The sequence below is a fragment of the Leptothrix sp. (in: b-proteobacteria) genome, from assembly GCF_965250675.1.
Classification (GTDB): domain Bacteria; phylum Pseudomonadota; class Gammaproteobacteria; order Burkholderiales; family Burkholderiaceae_C; genus Sphaerotilus.
Window position 1 is genome coordinate 166,535 of sequence record NZ_CBDFPH010000011.1, and the last position, 19,007, is coordinate 185,541.

Below are 19,007 nucleotides of genomic sequence, written 5' to 3' on the forward strand. Positions count from 1 at the left end.
CCGCGAAAATCGCGCGCATGCCCACACTCCATCTCCCCGCCTGGTGGTCGCTGTCGACCGCGCAAATCCTGATTGAGGCCGCTGCGACGTTCGCGTTTGCGCTGTCGGGTCTGTTCGCCGCCGCGCGCAAGGAGCTGGACGCTGTCGGCGTCTGCGTCGTCGCCGGGCTGGCTGCGTTTGGCGGCGGCACGCTGCGCGATGTGCTGCTGGACCGGCGGCCGTTCTTCTGGGTCGAGCACTCGATCTACGTCTGGGGCGTGCTGCTGCTGTGCGTGGTAGCCATGATTTTTCTGCGCGCGCGCCACTTCCGCCCGACCGAGCAGGCCATGCAGTGGCCCGATGCGCTCGGGCTCGGCCTGTTCACCGCCGCCGGCACGCAGATCGCTCTGGGCGCGCAGATGCCGGCTTTGATCGCCGTGCTGATGGGCATGGTCACGGCCACCTTTGGCGGCGTGCTGCGCGACATCGTCTGCAACGAGATTCCTGCCGCCTTCAGCGACCACCGCCCCTACGCGGTGTGCAGCTTTGCCGGCGGCTGGGCGCTGGTCGCCGCCAACGCCTGGGGCGCCAGCAGCGAGACCAGCCTGGCTGCGGGCGCGGCCACCGCCACGCTGCTGCGGCTGCTGGCCCTGTGGCGCGGCTGGCAGTTGCCGGTGTGGAGGACGGAGGATTGAGCGCCCCGCACGCGCCCGGCGCGGCAGCCACGCTGACCGACGCCGACCTGTCCCGCATCGTCGAAATGGCCTGGGAAGACCGCACGCCGTTCGAAGCCATCGAAGCGCAGTTCGGCCTCACCGAATCCCAGGTCATCGCGCTGATGCGCGGCCACATGAAGAAAAGCTCCTTCCAGATGTGGCGGCAGCGCATGAGCGGTCGCACCACCAAGCACGGCGCGCTGCGACCTGAGTCGATGCGCTCCGGCGCGCGGCACGTGGCGGGTGGCCGCAGTCCGAAGCGCTGAGGTTCAGTAGGTCTCCAGGTGCAGCCGCGCCTCGCGCTTGAGCGACGCGCCCAGCGCCTCCCAGTCCAGCCCCGCACCCCGGGCGACGTCGCGCAGCGCCAGCACCACGCCTTCCTCCATGCTCTTCAAGCCGCAGACGTAGAAGTAGGTGTTGCCATCCTTGAGCAAGGGCGCGATGTCGGCCGCGCGCTCGCGGATCAGGTCTTGCACATAGCGCTTGGGCGCCTCCGGCACGCGCGAGAACGCCAGGTTGATGTCGATGAAGTCGTGCGGCAACTTCTGCAGCGGCCCGAAATACGGCAGTTCCTGCGGCGTGCGGGCGCCGAAGAACAGCATCAGCTTGCCACCTTCAAATTTGCCGGACGCACGCAGGCGCCGGCGCCATTCGGTCATGGCCCGCATCGGCGCGCTGCCGGTGCCGGTGCAGATCATCACGATGTTGGAGTGGGGGTGGTTCGGCATCAGGAAGCTGGCGCCGAACGGGCCGACCACCTGCACCGTGTCGGCCACCTTCAGGTCGCAGACGTAGTTGGACGCCACGCCACGCACCGGCTTGCCGGCGTGGTCGGACACCACGCGTTTGACGGTGATGGCGACGTTGTTGTAGCCCGGCCGCTCGCCGTTGCGCGGGCTGGCGATGCTGTACTGGCGGGCGTGGTGGGCGCGGCCGCTGGCGTCGGTGCCAGGCGGAATGATGGCGATGCTCTGGCCTTCCAACACCGGGAACGGCACGCTGCCGAAGTCGAGCACGACGTGGTGAGTCTCGCTGTCGAAACCGGCCTCGGTGCAGTTGAAGTTGCCGACCACGGTCGCGGTGGTGGGCGACTTGGGCGGATAGAGGTTGGTGTAGGCGTGTGCGGCCGACCACGGCGGCAGGGTCGCGCCGAAGGCGGCGGAGTTGAACGCCACCTCGGTCGCCGCAGGCACTGCGGACGCCACCGGCGCTGCTTCAGTCGCACCCGCCACCGTTGCGGAAGTCGAAACTGCAGCCGCAGCCGCCAGCGCCGCCAGATCGTTCAGGGCGACCACGGGCGCGTCACCTTCCGGCGCGGCCACCCCCGCCTCGGCCCACTGCGGCGCGCTCCACTCGGCGGGCAGGTCGTCCCAGGTCAGCTGTTCCTCGACCGAGTAGGCACGGGTCGACGTGACGTGGCGCCAGTTGTCGATCGAGCCGGTCGGGCACGGCGAGATGCAGGCCATGCAGCCATTGCAGACATCGGCGTTGACGACGTAGTTGCGGTCGTCATGGGTGATGGCACCGATCGGGCACGTGGCCTCGCAGGTGTTGCAGCGAATGCAGATCTCGGGGTCGATCAGGTGCTGGCGGATGACCGCGACGGGGGTGGCCATGTCCATGGCGTGTCTCCTTTGAGTGGTTCTGAATGTCAAAAAGCGGGGGCGCCCGTTCCTGTCATTCCCGCGCAGGCGGGAATCCAGTCACTGCAGCGAACCCGCTGGATTCCCGCCTGCGCGGGAATGACACAGAAAGCCTAATTCAATTGAACCGGATGTACTCGAAATCCTGCGGCTGGCGGTTGATGCCCATGACCGGCGGCGAGATCCAGTTGGCGAACTTGCCCGGCTCGACCACGCGACCCATCAGCGAGGCCACGTAGGCGCGGTCCTGCGGCGTGGCCAGCCACTGGTCCTTCTTCATTTCCCATTCGGTGGCGCTGATCGGCTGGCCGTCAGGGTTGACGTGCACGCCGGCCAGCGCGCCGATCTGGCGGTGGAACGCCTTGTGCGGCACCTTCAACTTGAAGGCGATGCCGGCCTTGTCGATCACCTTGTTCCAGCGCTCCACACCGGCCATCGAGTCCTTGATGTAGTCGTCGCGCAGCACCTCGTTCAGGGCGTTGAGCAGCGGCACTTCCTTCTCCAGCAGCTGGCCGTTGACGACTTCCAGCACCTTGTAATGCTGGCCCTTGAGCACGTGGTCATCGGTGCGCTTGCCTTCTTCGTAACGGCCCTTCAGGCCCGACGAGTAGAAGGTAGCGGCGTTGGACGACTGGTCGGCGCCGAACAGGTCGATGGTGACGCTGTAGTGGAAGTTCAGGTAGCGCTGGATCGTGGGCAGGTCGATCACGCCGGCGGCGCGCAGCTGGCCCACGTCGTCGGTCCTGAGCTGGTTCATGACCTGGCAGGTGCGCGCGATGACGCGCGAGATGCCGCTCTCGCCCACGAACATGTGGTGCGCTTCCTCGGTCAGCATGAACTTGGTCGTGCGGGCCAGCGGGTCGAAGGCGCTCTCGGACAGCGCGGCGAGCTGGAACTTGCCGTCGCGATCGGTGAAGTAGGTGAACATGAAGAAGCTCAGCCAGTCCGGCGTCTTCTCGTTGAACGCACCCAGGATGCGCGGGTTGTCCGCGTCGCCACTGCGGCGCTCCAGCAGCGCGTCTGCCTCTTCGCGGCCGTCGCGGCCGAAGTGCTTGTGCAGCAGGTAGACCATCGCCCACAGGTGGCGGCCTTCCTCGACGTTGATCTGGAACAGGTTGCGCAAGTCGTACATGCTGGGCGCGGTCAGGCCCAGGTGGCGCTGCTGCTCGACCGACGCCGGCTCGGTATCGCCCTGCGTGACGATGATGCGGCGCAGGTTGGCGCGGTGCTCGCCGGGCACGTCCTGCCAGGCCTTCTCGCCCTGGTGGTCGCCGAAGCCGACCTTGCGCTCGGCGTCGCCCGGGTTCAGGAAGATGCCCCAGCGGTAGTCGCGCATCTTGACGTGGCCGAACTGGGCCCAGCCCTGCGGGTCGACGCTCACGGCGGTGCGCAGGTAGACCTCGTAGTCGGTCGAGCCCTCGGGGCCGACGTCGTCCCACCAGTTGATGAAGTTGGGCTGCCAGCCTTCGAGCGCGCGCTGCAGCGTGCGGTCCTCGCTCAGGTTGACGTTGTTGGGAATGCGTTCGCTGTAGTTGATCGTCGACATGTCGGGTCTCCGTGAACTTCAAAAGCGGGGGAGCAGAACGTTCGGTTGCGGCGCGCTCCACCCGGATTCGCGCCGCACAACAGGAATATCTTTAGACGCGGTTCAGGTCGAAGACGGCCTTGTCGCCCTTGCCGTAAACCTTCAAGGCGCCCTTCTCGCCCACCGCGTTAGGGCGCTGGAAGATCCAGTTCTGCCACGCGGTCAGGCGGCCGAAGATGCGGGTGGCCATGTTTTCCTTGCTGCAGAAGCGCAGGTTGGCTTCCAGGCCGGTCAGCGCGTCGGGCGACATGGCGGCACGCTCCTCGATGGCGATGCGCAACTCATCGTCCCAGTCGATGTCGTCCGGCGCGGCCGTCACCAGGCCCAGCGCCAGCGCGGCGTCGGCGTCCAGCGCCTGGCCGATGGCTGCGCGCGCGGCGGCCAGCGGCGCGGCTTCGTCGTAGAAACGGCGCGCCAGGCGGCTCTGGTCGGTCACCAGCGGGAAGGTGCCGAAGTTGATCTCGCCCAGCGTCAGGCGCGGGGCGCGCACCTCGTCGTCCGGCAGGGCCAGGTGGTAGACGCGGTCGGCGCAGAAGGCCAGCTCGGCCAGCGTGCCGGCGAAGCAGCTGCCCGGCTCGATCAGCGCAAACAGGCTGCGCGACGACACATCCAGCCGCGCCAGCGTGCGGCGCAGCGCGCCGAGCGTCTCGCGCACCAGCCAGTGGTCCTGATGCGCCAGCAGCGTGGCGTCGGACGCCAACACGGCGGCAGCGTCGCCCTGGGTCTTCAGGAGCCAGGTGCCGATGTCGAGTTCATTGGTGCGCAGGTGCAGGATGGCGTCATCCAGCTGGCGTTGCATCGCCAGCGGCCACCAGGCGGCGCCGGCGGCTTCGATGCCGGCGATGTCGGTCGGCTGCGCCACGGCGGGCGCCTTGACGGTGAAGGTGGCCGTGCGCTTGGCGCGGTCGATCTCGATCGTGACGTGCTCGTAGCGCACCGCGTCGGCGGATTCTTCGCGCTCGATGCGCGGCAGCGCCACGCCCTGGCCGTCGGCCGGACGATGACTGCCAGCGGCGAGCTGCTGGGCGCGCTCCTGCACATGGGCGCCGAACTGCGCCGGCTTGACCACCGCGTCCACCAGACGCCAGTCGACCGCACGCTGGCCGCGCACGCCTTCGACGCTGGTGCAGAAGATGTCGGCCAGGTCATGGCGCACATGGCGCTTGTCGGTGATGCGGGTCAGGCCACCAGTGCCGGGCAGCACGCCCAGCAGCGGCACTTCGGGCAGGCTGACCGAGGAACTGCGGTCGTCGACCAGCACGATCTCGTCGCAGGCCAGCGCCAGCTCGTAGCCGCCGCCGGCGCAGGCGCCGTTGACGGCAGCGATGAACTTCAGGCCGGAATGCCTGGACGAATCTTCGATGCCGTTGCGCGTTTCATTGGTGAACTTGCAGAAGTTCACCTTCCAGGCGTGCGTGGACACGCCCAGCATGAAGATGTTGGCGCCCGAGCAGAAGATGCGGTCGCGGTTGCTGGTCAGGATGACCGAGCGCACTTCCGGATGCTCGAAGCGGATGCGGTTGAGCGCATCGTGCAACTCGATGTCCACGCCCAGGTCGTAGCTGTTGAGCTTGAGCTTGTAGCCAGGGCGGATGCCGCCGTCTTCGGCGATGTCGATCGCCAGCCGGGCCACGGCGCCCTCAAAGCTCAGCTTGAAGTGGCGGTACTGCGACGGGTCGGTGCGGTAATCGACTTGGGGGCTGGCAACGGCAGTGCTCATGAAGTCTCCTGGTGGGCGATGCGCAAAATACTGCATCAATCGAATCAATGGCATGCATCATATTTCCAGTCGACGTCGAGGTCAACGCTCACATGCAGCAAAGTGCACTATGACTAACCCGTATAAGCGTCAATACGCGCCGGCGATGGCTCAGGGTAAACGCCATAAATGCAATATAGTGCTTGACGCTTGCGGAGTGGCTGACTATCGTTGATGAACACGCACCATATTGCATGTTTGTTTTGCACCGTACTTTTGCAGCCGAGTCCGCCATGTCCCTTCCGCCATCGCAGCAACACTTTCACCAGCTGATCGCCAGCCTGACCGCAGAAATCGCCGGCCAGCCGCTGGATGCCACGCTGGACTCTTGGCTCAACCAGCACCACGGCGCCGGCAGCGCGACCTTCACCGTCCTCCAGCAAGCCTGCGTCCAAGGCGTGGCCGAGGGCTGGCTGTGCGAGCGCGAAGGTGGCGGCATCCGCTATGGCCGCATCTTCAAGGCGCAGGATGAGCTGCAGCGCTTCTCCGTCGACGTGGTTGACATGCAAGATATTGCCGGCCCGCACCACAGCCACCCGCAAGGCGAGATCGACCTGATCATGCCCATGGACGGCGCCGCGCAATTCGACGGCCGCCCCGCCGGCTGGTGCGTCTACGGCCCCGGCACGGCCCACCGCCCCACGGTCACACAGGGCCGCGCGCTGGTGCTGTATCTGCTGCCGGAAGGGCAGATCCAATTCACGCCCATCACGAAGCCCTGATCCGGGACGCCCACCATGACTGAACTGCTTTCCAACTACTTCGGCGGCCGCTGGCAAACGGGCAGCGGCGCCGGCACGCCCCTGGTCGATCCGGTGCTGGGCACCGAGCTGGTCCGCGTCGACAACACCGGCCTCGACCTGGCCGGTGGCTTTGCGTTTGCACGGGACGTCGGCGGTGCCGCGCTGCGCGCCCTGACCTACGGCCAGCGCGCCGAGATGCTGGCCGCTGCCGTCAAGGTGCTGCAGGCCCACCGCGACGCGTACTACGAGATCAGCACCGCCAACAGCGGCACGGTCAAGAACGACACCGCCGTGGACGTGGACGGCGCGATCTTCACGCTCGGCCAGTACGCCAAGCTGGGCGCGAACTTGCCGAACGGCGCCAGCGCGCAACGCTTCCTGCTCGATGGCGACGCCACGCGCCTGAGCAAGGAGCCGCTGTTCCAGAGCCAGCACATCCTGACGCCCACCCAGGGCGTGGCGCTGTTCATCAACGCCTTCAACTTTCCGGCCTGGGGCTTGTGGGAGAAGGCGGCGCCCGCGCTGCTGTCGGGCGTGCCGGTGATCATCAAGCCGGCCACGGCCACCGCATGGCTGACGCAGCGCATGGTGCGCGATGTGGTCGACGCCGGCATCTTCCCCGCCGGCGCACTGAACGTGATCTGCGGCAGCTCGGCGGGCTTGCTCGATCCATTGCAGCCGTTTGACGTGCTGTCCTTCACCGGCTCGGCCGAGACCGCCGCACTGCTGCGCCGGCATCCGGCGGTGGCCGAGCGCTCGGTGCGCGTCAACATCGAGGCCGACAGCGTCAACTCGGCGCTGCTGATGCCGGGTGCGGTGCCTGGCGCCGCCGCCGGATCAGGTGCTTTCGACCTGCTGGTCAAGGAAGTGGCGCGCGAGATGACGGTCAAGGCCGGCCAGAAGTGCACCGCCATCCGCCGCATCTTCGTGCCGGAGGCGCTGTATGAATCCGCTGCGGCGGCCATCGGCGCCCGACTGGCCAAGACCCTGGTCGGCAATCCGCGCCATGAGTCGGTGCGCATGGGCGCGCTGGTGAGCCGCGCGCAGCTCAACGCCGTGCGCGAGGGGCTGGCGGCGCTGCAGGCCAGCGGCGCCGAGGTGCTGTTCGACGGCCGCAACGCGCCGCTGGTGGACGCCGATGAGAACTCGGCCTGCCACGCGCCGGTGCTGCTGGGTTGCAAGGATGTGGATGGCAACGCCGTGATCCACACCACGGAAGTCTTCGGCCCTGTCGCCACCCTGCTGCCCTACCGCGATCTGGCGCACGCGCAAGCCCTGATCCAGCGCGGCGAAGGCTCGCTGGTGTGCTCGCTGTACGGTGAAGACGGCGCCGAATCGGCTCAGGCGCTGGCCGCCACCGCGCTGGCGCTGGGCAGCAGCCACGGACGCGTCCACATCATCACGCCCGAAGTAGCTGCCACGCAGACCGGCCACGGCAACGTCATGCCGCAGTCGCTGCACGGCGGCCCGGGCCGCGCCGGCGGCGGCGAGGAACTGGGCGGCCTGCGGGCGCTGAACTTCTATCACCGCCGCAGCGCGGTACAGGCCAGCGCCGCCGTGCTGGCGGCGCTGCAAGGCTGACTGCAGCGCCACGGCACCTCTGGCCCCCAAGCATCCAGGAGACACGACATGACCACGACCCCCGTGGCGCCGCCCGGCGCGTCCTTCAACTTTGCGCAACACCTGCTGGCGCTGAACGCCCGGCGCGCGCCCCAGACGGCTTACATCGACGACGCCGGCACGCTGAGCTACGGCGACCTGGCCGTGCAGGTGCGCCGCATGGCGGCGGCGCTGCAGGCACTGGGCCTCAAGCGCGAAGACCGCGTGCTGCTGCTGATGCACGACTGCATCGACTGGCCGGTGAGCTTTCTGGGCGCGATGTACGCCGGCATCGTGCCAGTGGCCGTCAACACCCTGCTGACCGCCGACGACTACGCCTACATGCTGGGCCACAGCCGCGCCCAGGCCGCGCTGGTATCAGCCGCGCTGCTGCCCACGCTGCAGGCGGCGATGGCGCAGGGCGAGCACGAGCTGCGCCACGTGGTGGTGTCCAACGCCCCGGGCGAGCTGCCCGCCGCGCCTGGCGTGGCCCTGCACCCGCTGCGCCCGCTGCTGGCGGCCCAGCCGGACGCCGCCTCGGTGTGCCTGCCGGCGGACACGTCGGCCGATGACCATGGCTTCTGGCTCTACTCGTCGGGCTCCACCGGCCGGCCCAAGGGCGCCGTGCACACCCATGGCAACCCCTACTGGACGGCGGCGCTCTACGGCACGCCAGTGCTGGGTCTGACGGAAGCGGACGTGTGTTTCTCCGCTGCCAAGCTGTTCTTCGCCTACGGCCTGGGCAACGGCCTGACCTTCCCGCTGAGCGTGGGCGCGACCACGGTGCTGATGGCCGAGCGGCCCACGCCCGACGCGGTGTTCAAACGCTGGACCGGCGCCACGCCCACGCTGCAAGGCATCAAGCCGACGGTGTTCTTCGGCGCGCCCACCGGCTATGCCGGCATGCTGGCCCACCCGGCCCTGCCGGCGCGCGCCGACGTGGCGCTGCGCATGGGCTCGTCGGCCGGCGAGGCGCTGCCCGCGGAGATCGGCCAGCGCTTTGCCGCGCACTTTGGCGCCGAGATCATCGACGGCCTGGGCTCGACCGAGATGCTGCACATCTTCCTCTCCAACCGCCCGGACGACGTGCGCCACGGCACCTCCGGCAAGCCGGTGGCCGGCTACACGCTGGAACTGCGCGGCGAGGACGGCCGCCCGGTGCCGCAGGGCGAGATTGGTGACCTGTACATCCACGGCCCCAGCGCCGCGCTGATGTACTGGGCCAACCGCGAAAAATCCATGGAAACCTTCCAGGGCGCCTGGACCAAGAGCGGCGACAAGTACAGCATCGACGCCGACGGCTACTACACCTACGCCGGCCGCAGCGACGACATGCTCAAGGTCAGCGGCATCTATGTCTCGCCCTTCGAGGTCGAGGCCACGCTGATGAAGCACCCCGCCGTGCTGGAGGCCGCCGTCATCGGCAAGGAAGACGCCGACGGCCTGACCAAGACCAAGGCCTTCGTGGTGCTGAAAGCCGGGCAGACCGTCGACGAGGCCGCGCTGAAAGCCTTCGTCAAGGAACACCTGGCGCCCTACAAGTACCCGCGCTTCATCGAGTTCATCGACGAGCTGCCCAAGACCGCCACCGGCAAGATCCAGCGCTTCAAGCTGCGCGAGATCGAGCGCAAGCGGGGGCCACAGGCATGACGGCAGTGGCTGAACAAGTCGGCATCGACTGGGCCGGGCGCGCGGTGCAGATCGAATACGTGCGGCTCAACGCGGCACGCACCGACCGACCGCTGATGGTCTTCCTGCACGAGGGCCTGGGTTCGGTGTCGATGTGGCGGGACTTTCCGCAGCAACTGTGCAACGCACTGAATATGCGCGGGCTGGTCTATTCACGCCCCGGCTACGGCCAGTCCACCCCGCGTGCGGCGGACGAGCACTGGGGCCTGGACTTCATGCACCGCCAGGCCAACGAGGTGCTGCCCGCGCTGCTGCAGGCGCTGCACATCACCGAGCCGGTCTGGCTGCTGGGCCACAGCGACGGCGGCTCGATCGCGCTGATCCACGCCGCGCAGCACCCCGAGCGCGTCGCCGGCACGGTGGTGATGGCGCCGCACATCCTGGTCGAGGAGTTCGGCCTCATCAGCATCCGCAAGGCGCGCGACGCTTACGAGACGACCGACCTGCGCCAGAAGCTCGCCCGCCACCACGCCGATGTCGATTCGGCCTTTCGCGGCTGGAACGACATCTGGCTGCACCCGGATTTCCCGCGCTGGACGATCGAGGCCGAGCTGGGCGCCATCACCGGCCCGCTGCTGGCGGTGCAGGGGCTGGACGACGAGTACGGCACGCTGGAGCAGATTCGCGGCATCGCCCGCCGCGTGCCGCAAACGCTGTTGGTGGAGTTGCCCGCCTGCGGCCATTCGCCGCACCGCGACCAGCCGGCAGCGCTGATCGCGGCGGTGACGGATTTCGTCGCCACGGCCATCGCAGCCACCGCGACTACCGCACCTCAAGGAGCCTGACGATGGACTTCGCCACCTTCCTGATCCAGTGCCTGAACGCGCTGCAGTACGGCCTGCTGCTGTTCCTGGTCGCCTCCGGCCTGACGCTGATCTTCGGCATCATGGGCGTGATCAACCTGGCGCACGGCAGCTTCTACATGATCGGCGCCTACATGGCCTACGCGCTGGCGCCGATCGTCAACAGCACCTTCGGCGGCGGTTTCTTCTCCACGCTGGCCGTCGGCCTGGTGCTGGCGGTGCTGCTGGGCTATGTGCTGGAGTGGGCCTTCTTCAGCTTCCTGTACGAGCGCGAGCACCTGCAGCAGGTGCTGATGACCTACGGGCTGATCCTGGTGTTCGAGGAGTTGCGCAGCCTCCTGCTCGGTGACGACGTGCATGGCGTGCAGCCGCCCGACTGGCTGACCGGCAGCATCGCTTTAGGCGAGCTGATGAGCTACCCGGTCTACCGGCTGTTCATCTCGGCCGTGTGCCTGGCGCTGGGCCTGGGCATGTACCTGGTGTTCACGCGCACGCGGCTGGGCATGATGATCCGCGCCGGCAGCACCAACCGCGAGATGGTGCAGTCGCTGGGCATCGACATCAAGTTCCTCTACCGCATCGTCTTTGCCGCCGGCATGGCGCTGGCGGTGTTTGCCGGCATGGTGGCCGCACCGGTGTCGTCGGTCTATCCGGGCATGGGCAATCAGGTGCTGATCATCTGCTTCGTGGTGGTGGTGATCGGCGGCATCGGCTCGATCCGCGGCGCGCTGCTGGCGGCGCTGCTGATCGGCGTGGTCGACACCTTCGGCAAGGTGGTGTTTCCGCAGGCGGCCGGCGTGCTGGTCTATGTGCTGATGGCGCTGATCCTGCTGTGGAAGCCCGAAGGTCTCTTTAAAGCTGGATGAGTCGACCCCCATGAACAACAAATGGATTTCTGTCGGGCTGGCCGGTGCGGCGCTCGCGCTCTACCCGCTGGTCGCGGGCGGCTACGGCATCGACCTGGCGACCAAGATCATGATCTACGCCATCTTCGCGCTCAGCCTGGAGCTGCTGGTGGGCACGACCGGGCTGGTGTGCTTCGGCCAGTCGGCGCTGTTCGGGCTGGCGGGCTATGCGGTGGTGCTGCTGTCGCCCGAGGGCGCGGCCGCGTCGCTGTGGTGGCTGCTGCCGGCGGCGATGGGCTCGGCGGCGCTGTACGCGCTGTTCATGGGCGCGCTGTCGCTGCGCACCAAGGGCGTGTACTTCATCATGGTGACGCTGGCGTTTGCGCAGATGGCCTACTACGTGGCGCACGACACGCCGCTATTCGGCGGCAGCGACGGCATCTACCTGTACGTCAAGCCGACGCTCACGCTGGGCAGCCTGACGCTGCTCGACACCGACAAGCCGGTCGCCCTGTACTACGCCGTGCTGACGGCGCTGGCGGCGAGCTTCGGCGGGCTGGCGCTGCTGCTGCGCTCGCGGCTGGGCCGGGCACTGGCGGGCATCAAGGCCAATGAGCAGCGCATGCGGGCGACCGGGTTTTCGACCTACCCGTACAAGCTGGCGGCCTTCGTGATCTCGGGCGCGCTGGCCGGGCTGGCCGGGGCGCTGTTCGCGATCAAGGACGGCGTGGTCAACCCCGAGCTGCTGAGCTGGCACCTGTCGGGCGCCGTGCTGATCATGATCATCCTGGGCGGCCTGGGCCATTTGCGTGGCGCGGTGCTGGGCGCGTTTGCGTTTGCGCTGCTGCAGGAGCTGTTCAAGTCCGAAGCCATCTTCGGCAGCTTCGCCCGGCACTGGAACCTGGGCCTGGGGCTGACCATCATCGCCAGCGTGGCCGTGCTGCCGCGCGGGCTGATCGGCCTGTCAGGGCTGATGCAACGCCGCCTCATAGGTCAAGGCGCGCGCACCACCGGAGGCTCACATGGCCAGGTCTGATCTTCAACTGACCCCTCAAAACGGCGACGTGCTGCTGCGCTGCCGTGACATCAGCCGCCGCTGGGGCGGGCTGGTCGCCGTCGACAAAGTCTCGGCCGAATTCCGGCGCGGCCAGGTGCACGCGGTGATCGGCACCAACGGCGCGGGCAAGTCGACGCTGATCAACATGCTCTCGGGCGAGCTGGCTGCATCAAGCGGCACGGTCGAACTGCTGGGCCAGGACGTCACCGGCTGGACCCAGCCCCGGCGCGCCCGCGCCGGCCTGGGCCGCAGCTACCAGCGCAACACCATCTTTGCGCAGTTCAGTGTGTTCGAGAACTGCCGCCTTTCGGCCCAAGCGCGCAAGCCGCAGCCGTGGGCCGTGTGGCAATCGGCCTCAGCCTGCCGCTTCAGCGGTGACGCCGCGCGCGACGCCGCCGCCAAGGCCGGCCTGGGCGATCTGCTCGACCGCCCGGCCGGCCTGCTCTCGCACGGCCAGAAGCGCCAGCTGGAGATCGCCATGTGCCTGGCGACCGCGCCACAGGTCCTGCTGCTCGACGAGCCGCTGGCCGGCATGGGCGCCGAGGAAACCGAGCGCATGCTCGCGCTGCTGGCCGAACTGCGCGCTGAGCACGCCATCCTGCTGGTCGAGCACGACATGGACGCGGTCTTCCGCATCGCCGACCGCATCACCGTGATGGTCAACGGCACGGTGATCGCCAGCGACGCCCCCGACGCCATCCGCACCAACGCCGCCGTGCAATCGGCCTACCTCGGGGATCACTGATGTCAGCACATGAAACTCTGGTCGAGGCCCAGGGCCTGCACGCCTGGTACGGGTCGAGCCACGTGCTGCACGGCATCGACCTGAAGATCGCCCGCGGCGAGACCGTCGGCCTGCTGGGCCGCCAACGGCATGGGCAAGTCGACGCTGATCCGCACGCTGCTCGGCCACGTCAGGCAACGCGAGGGCCGCATCACCATCAACGGTGCCGACCTGTCGCACGGCCAGCCGCATGATGTGGCGCGGTGCGGCGTGGCCTACGTGCCCGAAGGCCGGGGCGTGTTCGCCAACCTGAGCGTGCGCGAAAACCTCGTCATGGCCGCCCGCCCCAGCCGCGACGGCACGCGCCACTGGACGCTGGAGCGCGTGCTGGCCACCTTCCCGCGCCTGGGCGAGCGCATGACGAATCTGGGCGGCCAGCTCTCGGGCGGCGAGCAGCAGATGCTGTCCATCGGCCGCGCGCTGATGACGCACCCCGAACTCATCATCCTCGACGAAGCCACTGAAGGCCTGGCACCGCTGATCGTGGCCGAGATCTGGCGCGTGATCGCCGCCATCCGCGCCACCGGCATCGCCACGCTGATCGTCGACCGTGACTACCGCAAAGTGCTGGCGCAGACCAACCGCGCGGTGGTACTGCAAAAAGGTCTGGTGGTGCTGGACGCACCGTCCGTCACGCTGCGCGACAGCAGCGAACTGGCGGGTTACCTGGGCGTCTGATCGGGCACGGGCCGGGGCGGTCGCGTCAGCGCCATCACCAGCCCGACCGCCAGCCCCGACACCAGCAGGCAGACGATCCAGGCCAGCCGCACGGCGGGTGAGGCGTTGGCCTCGGCAAACTGCGGGGTGGCGCGCACCTCCAGCCGCCAGACGCGCTGACCGAACTCGAAGCCCACCGTACCGGCAAAGTCTGCCGCTTCGGTGGCGGCATCGCCCGTGCCGGTATCGAAGACCCGTTGTTCCGTAGCCAGCGCCGAGGCGTCCACCAGCCGGTAGACCAACCCCGCCGGCACATCGCCGCTGCGCTCCAGCGCCGCCACGGCAAATCGAACCAGATCACCCACCGCCACCGCCGCCGAGACAAAGCCGGTGACAGCGCCCGCCGGTCCACCCTCCAGGCTGCGCACGGGTGCAAAGATCTGCCAGCCTTGACGCGTGCGGCCCGTTGCGGCCAGGCCGCCCGACTTCTCGGCCTGCGCCAATGCCGCGCCCAGCGGCGGCTGCGCAGAGAGGTCGACCTGCTGCGCCAGCAGATCCGCATCCGGCGGCTCGGTATGACGCAGTCGCACGGGCCGCGCATCGGCTGCGCGGCCCGTGACCTGGTACCAGGACAGACGATGCAGAAAATTGGCCTTGTAGGTCAGCGCCTGAGCCACCACCGCAAAGCCGGCCGCATCCAGCGAAGGCGCGGCGCGTATGAACGCTGCCAGCGCGGTGATCGCCTCTTCCTGCATGTCCAGATCGGCCGTGATGGCACGCCCGAGTTCGGCCACGTGATGGTCGAAGCGCTGTTGCAGCCGCTCGCGCTCCCAGCGCGCGACCGACGTGATCACCAGCGTGGAAGCCAGCGCGGCGGCCAGTACCGCCACCGCAAGACGCCGGGTGCGCGGCGCAATCGTCATCGACATTCAAAGCCTCGAAAAATGAAAGCCCCACGGCCCATCACGACCCGCACCGCAGGCATGATCAGGCCCCCCTGACGAGCCAGCGAGCATCTCACGCCATGCGATTTCATCCCTTTTCAACGGCCACTCTGCCGCGTATGGCCGCCCTCCTGTCGTGCGGTGCCGTGACGCTGGCTGCCGCACAGAGTCCCGGCACCCAGCCGCTGTGGGAAGTGGGCGCCGTGGGCCTGGCCGTCAACCAGCAGGCCTATCCGGGTGCCGAGCAGCAATTGAACCGCGCGCTGGTGCTGCCGTTTTTCATCTACCGGGGCCAGGTACTGCGGGCGGACCGCGAGTCCGCTGGACTGCGCGCCATCAAGACCGACCAGTACGAGCTTGACATCGGCGTGGCCGGCTCGTTCGGCAGCAACTCCGACGAGATCGACGCCCGACGCGGCATGCCCGCGCTGGGCACGCTGGTCGAATTCGGCCCGCGCCTGAAAGTGTTCCTCGGCCCGGGCCCGGGCAACGGCCGCTGGCGCGCCGAATTTCCGGTGCGCGGCGTGTTCGACCTGAGCCGCAGCGCAGCGCACCGCGGCACCTCGTTCGAGCCTGAGCTGATCTTCGAACGCGAAACCGCCAGCCGCTGGCGCTACAGCACCCGCCTGAGCGCCATCCTGGCCGACCAGCGCCTGGCCAGCACCTTCTACGGCGTCGACACCGCCTACGCGACCACCGACCGCCCCGCCTACCGGGCCGCCAGCGGCCTGGTCTCGACCCGACTGGCGGTTTCGCTGTCCTACAGCCCCTCGCGCGACTGGCGGCTGTTCAGCGTCGCCCGCCTCAACACCGTCAGCGGCAGCGCCAACGAAGCCAGCCCACTGGTCCGGCAAAGCACCGGTACCTCGGTGGGCGTAGGCGTGGTCTACACGGGGTTCCGGTCGGAGCGGATGGCGGTGGAGTGACATCGTTTTGGGTGGGCCTCTTCAACTCTCCTGCAAATTCAAGAGGCCGTCAGGGCGCTGCGGCCTGCGCCTTGGTGGCCAGGAAGCGTTGCGTCAGCAGCACCCAATAGGCGCTGCCCACGGCGACGTTGTCGTCGTTGAAGTCGTAGCCAGGGTTGTGGACCATGCAGCCACCTTCGCCCGGGGCGCCGCCGGTGCCGTTGCCGATCAGCACGTAGCTGCCGGGCACGCGCTCCAGCATGAAGGCGAAGTCTTCGCTGCCGGTCAGCGGCGGGCCTTGCGGCGTGACACGGTCGGCGCCCACCAGTTCGGTCGCGACGCGGCGCGCAAACGCGGTCTCGGCTGGCGTGTTGACCAGCACCGCATAGCCCGGCCGCCAGTCGATCTGCGCCTGGACGTCGAAGCTCTCGGCCTGCGCCGTCACCAGCGCCTTGATGCGACGCTCCAGGGTGGCGCGCACCTCGCGATCCAGCGCCCGCACGCTGAGTTCCAGCGTGGCGCTGGCCGGGATCACGTTGTTGGCCTTGCCGGCGTGCAGCGCACCGACCGTCACCACCGCCGCCTGCAGCGGATCGATGTTGCGCGAGACCACGGTCTGCAGCGCCATGACGATGCTGGCCGCCGCCACGATCGGGTCGGCCGCCCGGTGCGGCATGGCGCCGTGCCCGCCGGTGCCGGTGAGCGTGAGGGTGATGTAGTCCGACGAGGCCATGGCCGCCCCTTCGCGCAGCACCAGGCGGCCTTGCTCGATGCCCGGCATGTTGTGCATGGCGAAGATGGCGTCGCAGGGAAAGCGCTCGAACAGGCCGTCGGCCATCATGCGCAGCGCGCCGCCGCCGCCCTCTTCGGCGGGCTGAAAGATCAGGTGCAGCGTGCCGTCGAAGTCGCCGTGCTCGGCCAGGTGACGCGCCGCCGCCAGCAGCATGGCGGTGTGGCCATCGTGGCCGCAGGCGTGCATCAGACCGGGCCGGGCGCTGGACCAGGCGGCGCCAGTGGCCTCGTCGATGGGCAAAGCGTCCATGTCGGCGCGCAGGCCCAAGCGCCGGGTGCCGCGGCCGCGCACCAGGGTGCCCACCACGCCGGTGCCGCCGATGCCGCGCTCGACCGCATAGCCCCAGCCCTCCAGCTTGTCGGCCACCAGCGCGGCGGTGCGGTGTTCCTCGAAGGCCAGCTCGGGGTGCTGGTGGATGTCGCGGCGCAGGTGGATGAACTCACCCGCCCGGGCCTGCAGTGCATTCAACAGGTAGGTCACGGCCGGCTCACTGCGGCTGCAGGTTGATCTGCTTGGCAATGGCGCGGTAGCGCGCCGTCTCGACCTCGAAGTACTTGGCCGACTCGGCCAGCGTCATCGGCGCCGAAGCCACCTGGGTCTGCGCCGCCAGCTGCGCCCGCACCGTCGGGTCTTGCAGCGTCTTGCCGATGGCGGCGTGCAGGCGCACCACGACGTCCTCGGGCGTGTTCTTGGGCACCATGAAGCCGGTCCAGATCTTGTACGAAAAGTTCTTCAGGGCCTGGCCTTCATTGGCCGCCGGCACGTTCTTGAGCAGTTCAGAGCGCTGCGCGCCGAGTTGGCCAATCACCTTCATGCGCCCTTGCTCGGCCATCGCGCCCATCGCCGCGCTGTAGACCAGCACGGCAAAGTCGACCTGGCCGCCGCCGATGTCCTGCAGCAGCGGCGCGTTGCCCTTGTAGGGTACATGCGCCAGCTTGACGCCGGTCTGCGCCTGCACGTTCTCCAGAATCAGGTGGTAGAGCGAGCCGACGCCCACGCTGCCATAGGTCAGCGGCCGGTCGGCCGACTTGCGGGCCAGCGCGATCAGTTCGTCGACGCTGTTGACCGGCAGGTCCTTGCGCGTGACGAAGACCATCACCGCGTCGGCGACCGGATGCACCAGGCGGAAGTCTTCGGTCTTGAGCTTCACGGCGGCATTGGCCAGCGGCGACAGGATCACCTCGTTGGGCGAGCCCTGGAACACGTTGTAGCCGTCGGCTGGCGCTGCGAGCACCTTCTGTGCCGCCAGCGCGCCACTGACGCCGCCGAGGTTCTCCACCAGCACCTGCTGGCCCAGTTCCTTGCCGAGCGGGTTGAAGAAGATGCGCGCGATCGCATCCGATGGACCGCCCGCCGGGTACGGCACCATCAGGTTGACCGGCTTGACGGGCCAGGTCTGTGCGAGGACAGCGCCTGCGCTGAGCAGCAGGCCGGCCATCAGGGTCAGCGATCGTTGGAACTTCGTCATGGCAAATCCTGTCGGTGTGGGCAAGGGGTTGGGGCGATAAAGGCTGTCGGCAATCCCAATGTAGGAGCCAAAAAATGCAACGTCCAATGCATTGTTGACCTCGTTATGATGAGTTCGATGAATGCATTGATCGGGTTTCCCCGATGACCCTGGTTCAACTCCGACACCTGATCTCGCTGGCACAGAGCGGCTCGTTCACGCGATCTGCAGAAGCGCTGTTCCTGACACAGCCTGCGCTCAGCCGCAGCATCCGGGCGCTGGAAGAAGAGCTGGGCCAGCCCCTGTTCGACCGCGTGGGACGGCGCAGCGCCCTGACGCCCTTCGGGGTCGAGACGCTGCAGCGCGCGCGGCAGCTGGTCTTCGATGCCGATGAACTCGAAGGCAGCGGACGGCAGATGCGGGAGGGAAGGTCAGGCACCGTGCGCATCGGCCTGGGCTCGGGGCCCGGCGCGATGCTGATGACGCCGCTGCTCAAGACCATGGCGAAGTCGCACCCGACCATTCACATCGAGGTCGCGCGGGGCCCCACCGATGTGCTCGCCCGCCGGTTGCGAGAACGTGAGCTCGACGCCCTGGTGGTCGATGCCCGCTCGCTGTCGCCGGCATCGGACCTGCGGGTGGCCAATCTGGTCGAGATGCGCGGCGCCTTCATGGTGCGTGAAGACCATCCGTTGACCCGCTGGAAGGGCGCGCTGCGATTCGACGCCCTGCGCCAGTTCCCGATCGCCTCGACGCCCCTGAGCGAGGAAGTGGCACGCGTGATGGTGGAACGCTACGGGCCGGCCGCCCATCCGTCCGAGTGCGTGACGCTGCGCTGCGAAGAAATTCCCAGCCTGGTCGAGGTCGTGCGCGACAGCGACGCGGTGCTGATCGCGATCCGCGCAGCAGCGCCTGACCTGGTGGAGCTGACCCTCAAGCCTGCGATGAACGCCATGGCCCGCTTCGGCATCGTCACGCTCGCCCGCCGGGCTGAGCCGCCCGCGCTGCACATCGTTCGCAAACTGATCACCGAACTGATGCATGACTGACGGACGCCAG

At 68.3% G+C, this 19,007-nt stretch carries 17 protein-coding genes and 1 pseudogene; 12 read left to right on the forward strand and 6 right to left on the reverse strand.

Translation table 11 applies throughout. From position 1 onward, the window contains the following. The first annotated feature begins 17 nt into the window (after window positions 1–17). Window positions 18–674 carry a trimeric intracellular cation channel family protein gene (locus tag AC5IG3_RS15140; protein ID WP_491907128.1) on the forward strand — a complete coding sequence of 219 codons (657 nt, stop codon included), beginning with the start codon at window positions 18–20 and terminating at the stop codon, window positions 672–674. After that, window positions 671–961 carry a TIGR03643 family protein gene (locus AC5IG3_RS15145; protein WP_491907129.1) on the forward strand — a complete coding sequence of 97 codons (291 nt, stop codon included), beginning with the start codon at window positions 671–673 and terminating at the stop codon, window positions 959–961. The genes AC5IG3_RS15140 and AC5IG3_RS15145 overlap by 4 nt, the downstream gene beginning before the upstream one ends. Window positions 962–964: 3 nt before the next feature. On the opposite strand, the gene boxA is transcribed toward AC5IG3_RS15145, so the two are convergent. From boxA to boxC, 3 genes are all read right to left on the reverse strand, one after another. Next, window positions 965–2,317, reverse strand: a complete 1,353-nt coding sequence (gene boxA / locus AC5IG3_RS15150) for a benzoyl-CoA 2,3-epoxidase subunit BoxA (protein ID WP_491907130.1) — start codon at window positions 2,315–2,317, stop codon at window positions 965–967. A 139-nt stretch (window positions 2,318–2,456) separates the two neighbouring features. Then, window positions 2,457–3,884 (reverse strand): benzoyl-CoA 2,3-epoxidase subunit BoxB, encoded by a 1,428-nt coding sequence (gene boxB / locus AC5IG3_RS15155; protein WP_491907131.1) that lies wholly within the window; start codon window positions 3,882–3,884, stop codon window positions 2,457–2,459. A 91-nt stretch (window positions 3,885–3,975) separates the two neighbouring features. After that, window positions 3,976–5,643, reverse strand: coding sequence for a 2,3-epoxybenzoyl-CoA dihydrolase (boxC, locus tag AC5IG3_RS15160; RefSeq protein WP_491907132.1), 1,668 nt, complete (start codon window positions 5,641–5,643; stop codon window positions 3,976–3,978). 272 nt (window positions 5,644–5,915) lie between these two features. Between boxC and AC5IG3_RS15165 the strand changes: the two genes are divergently transcribed. From AC5IG3_RS15165 to AC5IG3_RS15200, 8 genes and pseudogenes are all read left to right on the forward strand, one after another. Beyond that, window positions 5,916–6,404: a DUF4863 family protein gene (locus AC5IG3_RS15165; RefSeq protein WP_491907133.1), complete on the forward strand. Its 489-nt coding sequence runs from the start codon at window positions 5,916–5,918 to the stop codon at window positions 6,402–6,404. A 15-nt stretch (window positions 6,405–6,419) separates the two neighbouring features. Further along, window positions 6,420–8,006, forward strand: a complete 1,587-nt coding sequence (locus tag AC5IG3_RS15170) for a 3,4-dehydroadipyl-CoA semialdehyde dehydrogenase (protein ID WP_491907134.1) — start codon at window positions 6,420–6,422, stop codon at window positions 8,004–8,006. A gap of 48 nt (window positions 8,007–8,054) precedes the next feature. After that, window positions 8,055–9,674: a benzoate-CoA ligase family protein gene (locus AC5IG3_RS15175; RefSeq protein ID WP_491907135.1), complete on the forward strand. Its 1,620-nt coding sequence runs from the start codon at window positions 8,055–8,057 to the stop codon at window positions 9,672–9,674. Continuing rightward, window positions 9,671–10,498 (forward strand): alpha/beta fold hydrolase, encoded by an 828-nt coding sequence (locus AC5IG3_RS15180; protein WP_491907136.1) that lies wholly within the window; start codon window positions 9,671–9,673, stop codon window positions 10,496–10,498. The genes AC5IG3_RS15175 and AC5IG3_RS15180 overlap by 4 nt, the downstream gene beginning before the upstream one ends. Window positions 10,499–10,500: 2 nt before the next feature. After that, window positions 10,501–11,382: a branched-chain amino acid ABC transporter permease gene (locus AC5IG3_RS15185; RefSeq protein ID WP_491907137.1), complete on the forward strand. Its 882-nt coding sequence runs from the start codon at window positions 10,501–10,503 to the stop codon at window positions 11,380–11,382. 10 nt (window positions 11,383–11,392) lie between these two features. Continuing rightward, the gene (locus tag AC5IG3_RS15190) at window positions 11,393–12,397 is read left to right on the forward strand and encodes a branched-chain amino acid ABC transporter permease (protein ID WP_491907138.1); all 1,005 of its coding nucleotides are present in this window, start codon (window positions 11,393–11,395) and stop codon (window positions 12,395–12,397) included. Further along, window positions 12,384–13,163 carry an ABC transporter ATP-binding protein gene (locus tag AC5IG3_RS15195; RefSeq protein WP_491907139.1) on the forward strand — a complete coding sequence of 260 codons (780 nt, stop codon included), beginning with the start codon at window positions 12,384–12,386 and terminating at the stop codon, window positions 13,161–13,163. The genes AC5IG3_RS15190 and AC5IG3_RS15195 overlap by 14 nt, the downstream gene beginning before the upstream one ends. After that, window positions 13,163–13,880 (forward strand): annotated as a pseudogene (locus tag AC5IG3_RS15200) (ABC transporter ATP-binding protein). Before AC5IG3_RS15195 ends, AC5IG3_RS15200 begins: the two are co-directional and overlap by 1 nt. Here AC5IG3_RS15200 and AC5IG3_RS15205 read toward each other — a convergent pair. Continuing rightward, window positions 13,865–14,788 (reverse strand): hypothetical protein, encoded by a 924-nt coding sequence (locus AC5IG3_RS15205; RefSeq protein WP_491907140.1) that lies wholly within the window; start codon window positions 14,786–14,788, stop codon window positions 13,865–13,867. The pseudogene AC5IG3_RS15200 and the gene AC5IG3_RS15205 overlap by 16 nt on opposite strands. A gap of 134 nt (window positions 14,789–14,922) precedes the next feature. Here AC5IG3_RS15205 and AC5IG3_RS15210 point away from each other — a divergent pair, with 134 nt between their 5' ends. Then, a complete protein-coding gene (locus tag AC5IG3_RS15210) occupies window positions 14,923–15,729 on the forward strand; it encodes a MipA/OmpV family protein (RefSeq protein ID WP_491907141.1) in 807 nt (268 codons plus the stop codon). A gap of 49 nt (window positions 15,730–15,778) precedes the next feature. On the opposite strand, the gene AC5IG3_RS15215 is transcribed toward AC5IG3_RS15210, so the two are convergent. Both AC5IG3_RS15215 and AC5IG3_RS15220 read right to left on the reverse strand, forming a co-directional pair. Then, the gene (locus AC5IG3_RS15215; protein WP_491907142.1) at window positions 15,779–16,981 is read right to left on the reverse strand and encodes a M20 aminoacylase family protein; all 1,203 of its coding nucleotides are present in this window, start codon (window positions 16,979–16,981) and stop codon (window positions 15,779–15,781) included. A gap of 7 nt (window positions 16,982–16,988) precedes the next feature. Beyond that, complete coding sequence (locus AC5IG3_RS15220) at window positions 16,989–17,969, reverse strand: Bug family tripartite tricarboxylate transporter substrate binding protein (RefSeq protein ID WP_491907143.1); 981 nt, start codon at window positions 17,967–17,969, stop codon at window positions 16,989–16,991. 143 nt (window positions 17,970–18,112) lie between these two features. Here AC5IG3_RS15220 and AC5IG3_RS15225 point away from each other — a divergent pair, with 143 nt between their 5' ends. Beyond that, a complete protein-coding gene (locus AC5IG3_RS15225) occupies window positions 18,113–18,997 on the forward strand; it encodes a LysR family transcriptional regulator (protein ID WP_491907144.1) in 885 nt (294 codons plus the stop codon). The last annotated feature ends 10 nt before the right edge of the window (window positions 18,998–19,007 follow it).

Coding starts and splice junctions, on each gene's coding strand:
- AC5IG3_RS15180 (WP_491907136.1), top strand. CDS start 9,671: ATGACGGCAGTGGCTGAACAAGTCGGCATCGACTGGGCCGGGCGCGCG.
- AC5IG3_RS15190 (WP_491907138.1), top strand. CDS start 11,393: ATGAACAACAAATGGATTTCTGTCGGGCTGGCCGGTGCGGCGCTCGCG.
- AC5IG3_RS15170 (WP_491907134.1), top strand. CDS start 6,420: ATGACTGAACTGCTTTCCAACTACTTCGGCGGCCGCTGGCAAACGGGC.
- boxB (WP_491907131.1), bottom strand. CDS start 3,884: ATGTCGACGATCAACTACAGCGAACGCATTCCCAACAACGTCAACCTG.
- AC5IG3_RS15220 (WP_491907143.1), bottom strand. CDS start 17,969: ATGACGAAGTTCCAACGATCGCTGACCCTGATGGCCGGCCTGCTGCTC.
- AC5IG3_RS15225 (WP_491907144.1), top strand. CDS start 18,113: ATGACCCTGGTTCAACTCCGACACCTGATCTCGCTGGCACAGAGCGGC.
- AC5IG3_RS15175 (WP_491907135.1), top strand. CDS start 8,055: ATGACCACGACCCCCGTGGCGCCGCCCGGCGCGTCCTTCAACTTTGCG.
- AC5IG3_RS15195 (WP_491907139.1), top strand. CDS start 12,384: ATGGCCAGGTCTGATCTTCAACTGACCCCTCAAAACGGCGACGTGCTG.
- AC5IG3_RS15185 (WP_491907137.1), top strand. CDS start 10,501: ATGGACTTCGCCACCTTCCTGATCCAGTGCCTGAACGCGCTGCAGTAC.
- boxA (WP_491907130.1), bottom strand. CDS start 2,317: ATGGACATGGCCACCCCCGTCGCGGTCATCCGCCAGCACCTGATCGAC.
- AC5IG3_RS15140 (WP_491907128.1), top strand. CDS start 18: ATGCCCACACTCCATCTCCCCGCCTGGTGGTCGCTGTCGACCGCGCAA.
- AC5IG3_RS15165 (WP_491907133.1), top strand. CDS start 5,916: ATGTCCCTTCCGCCATCGCAGCAACACTTTCACCAGCTGATCGCCAGC.
- AC5IG3_RS15205 (WP_491907140.1), bottom strand. CDS start 14,788: ATGTCGATGACGATTGCGCCGCGCACCCGGCGTCTTGCGGTGGCGGTA.
- AC5IG3_RS15210 (WP_491907141.1), top strand. CDS start 14,923: ATGGCCGCCCTCCTGTCGTGCGGTGCCGTGACGCTGGCTGCCGCACAG.
- boxC (WP_491907132.1), bottom strand. CDS start 5,643: ATGAGCACTGCCGTTGCCAGCCCCCAAGTCGATTACCGCACCGACCCG.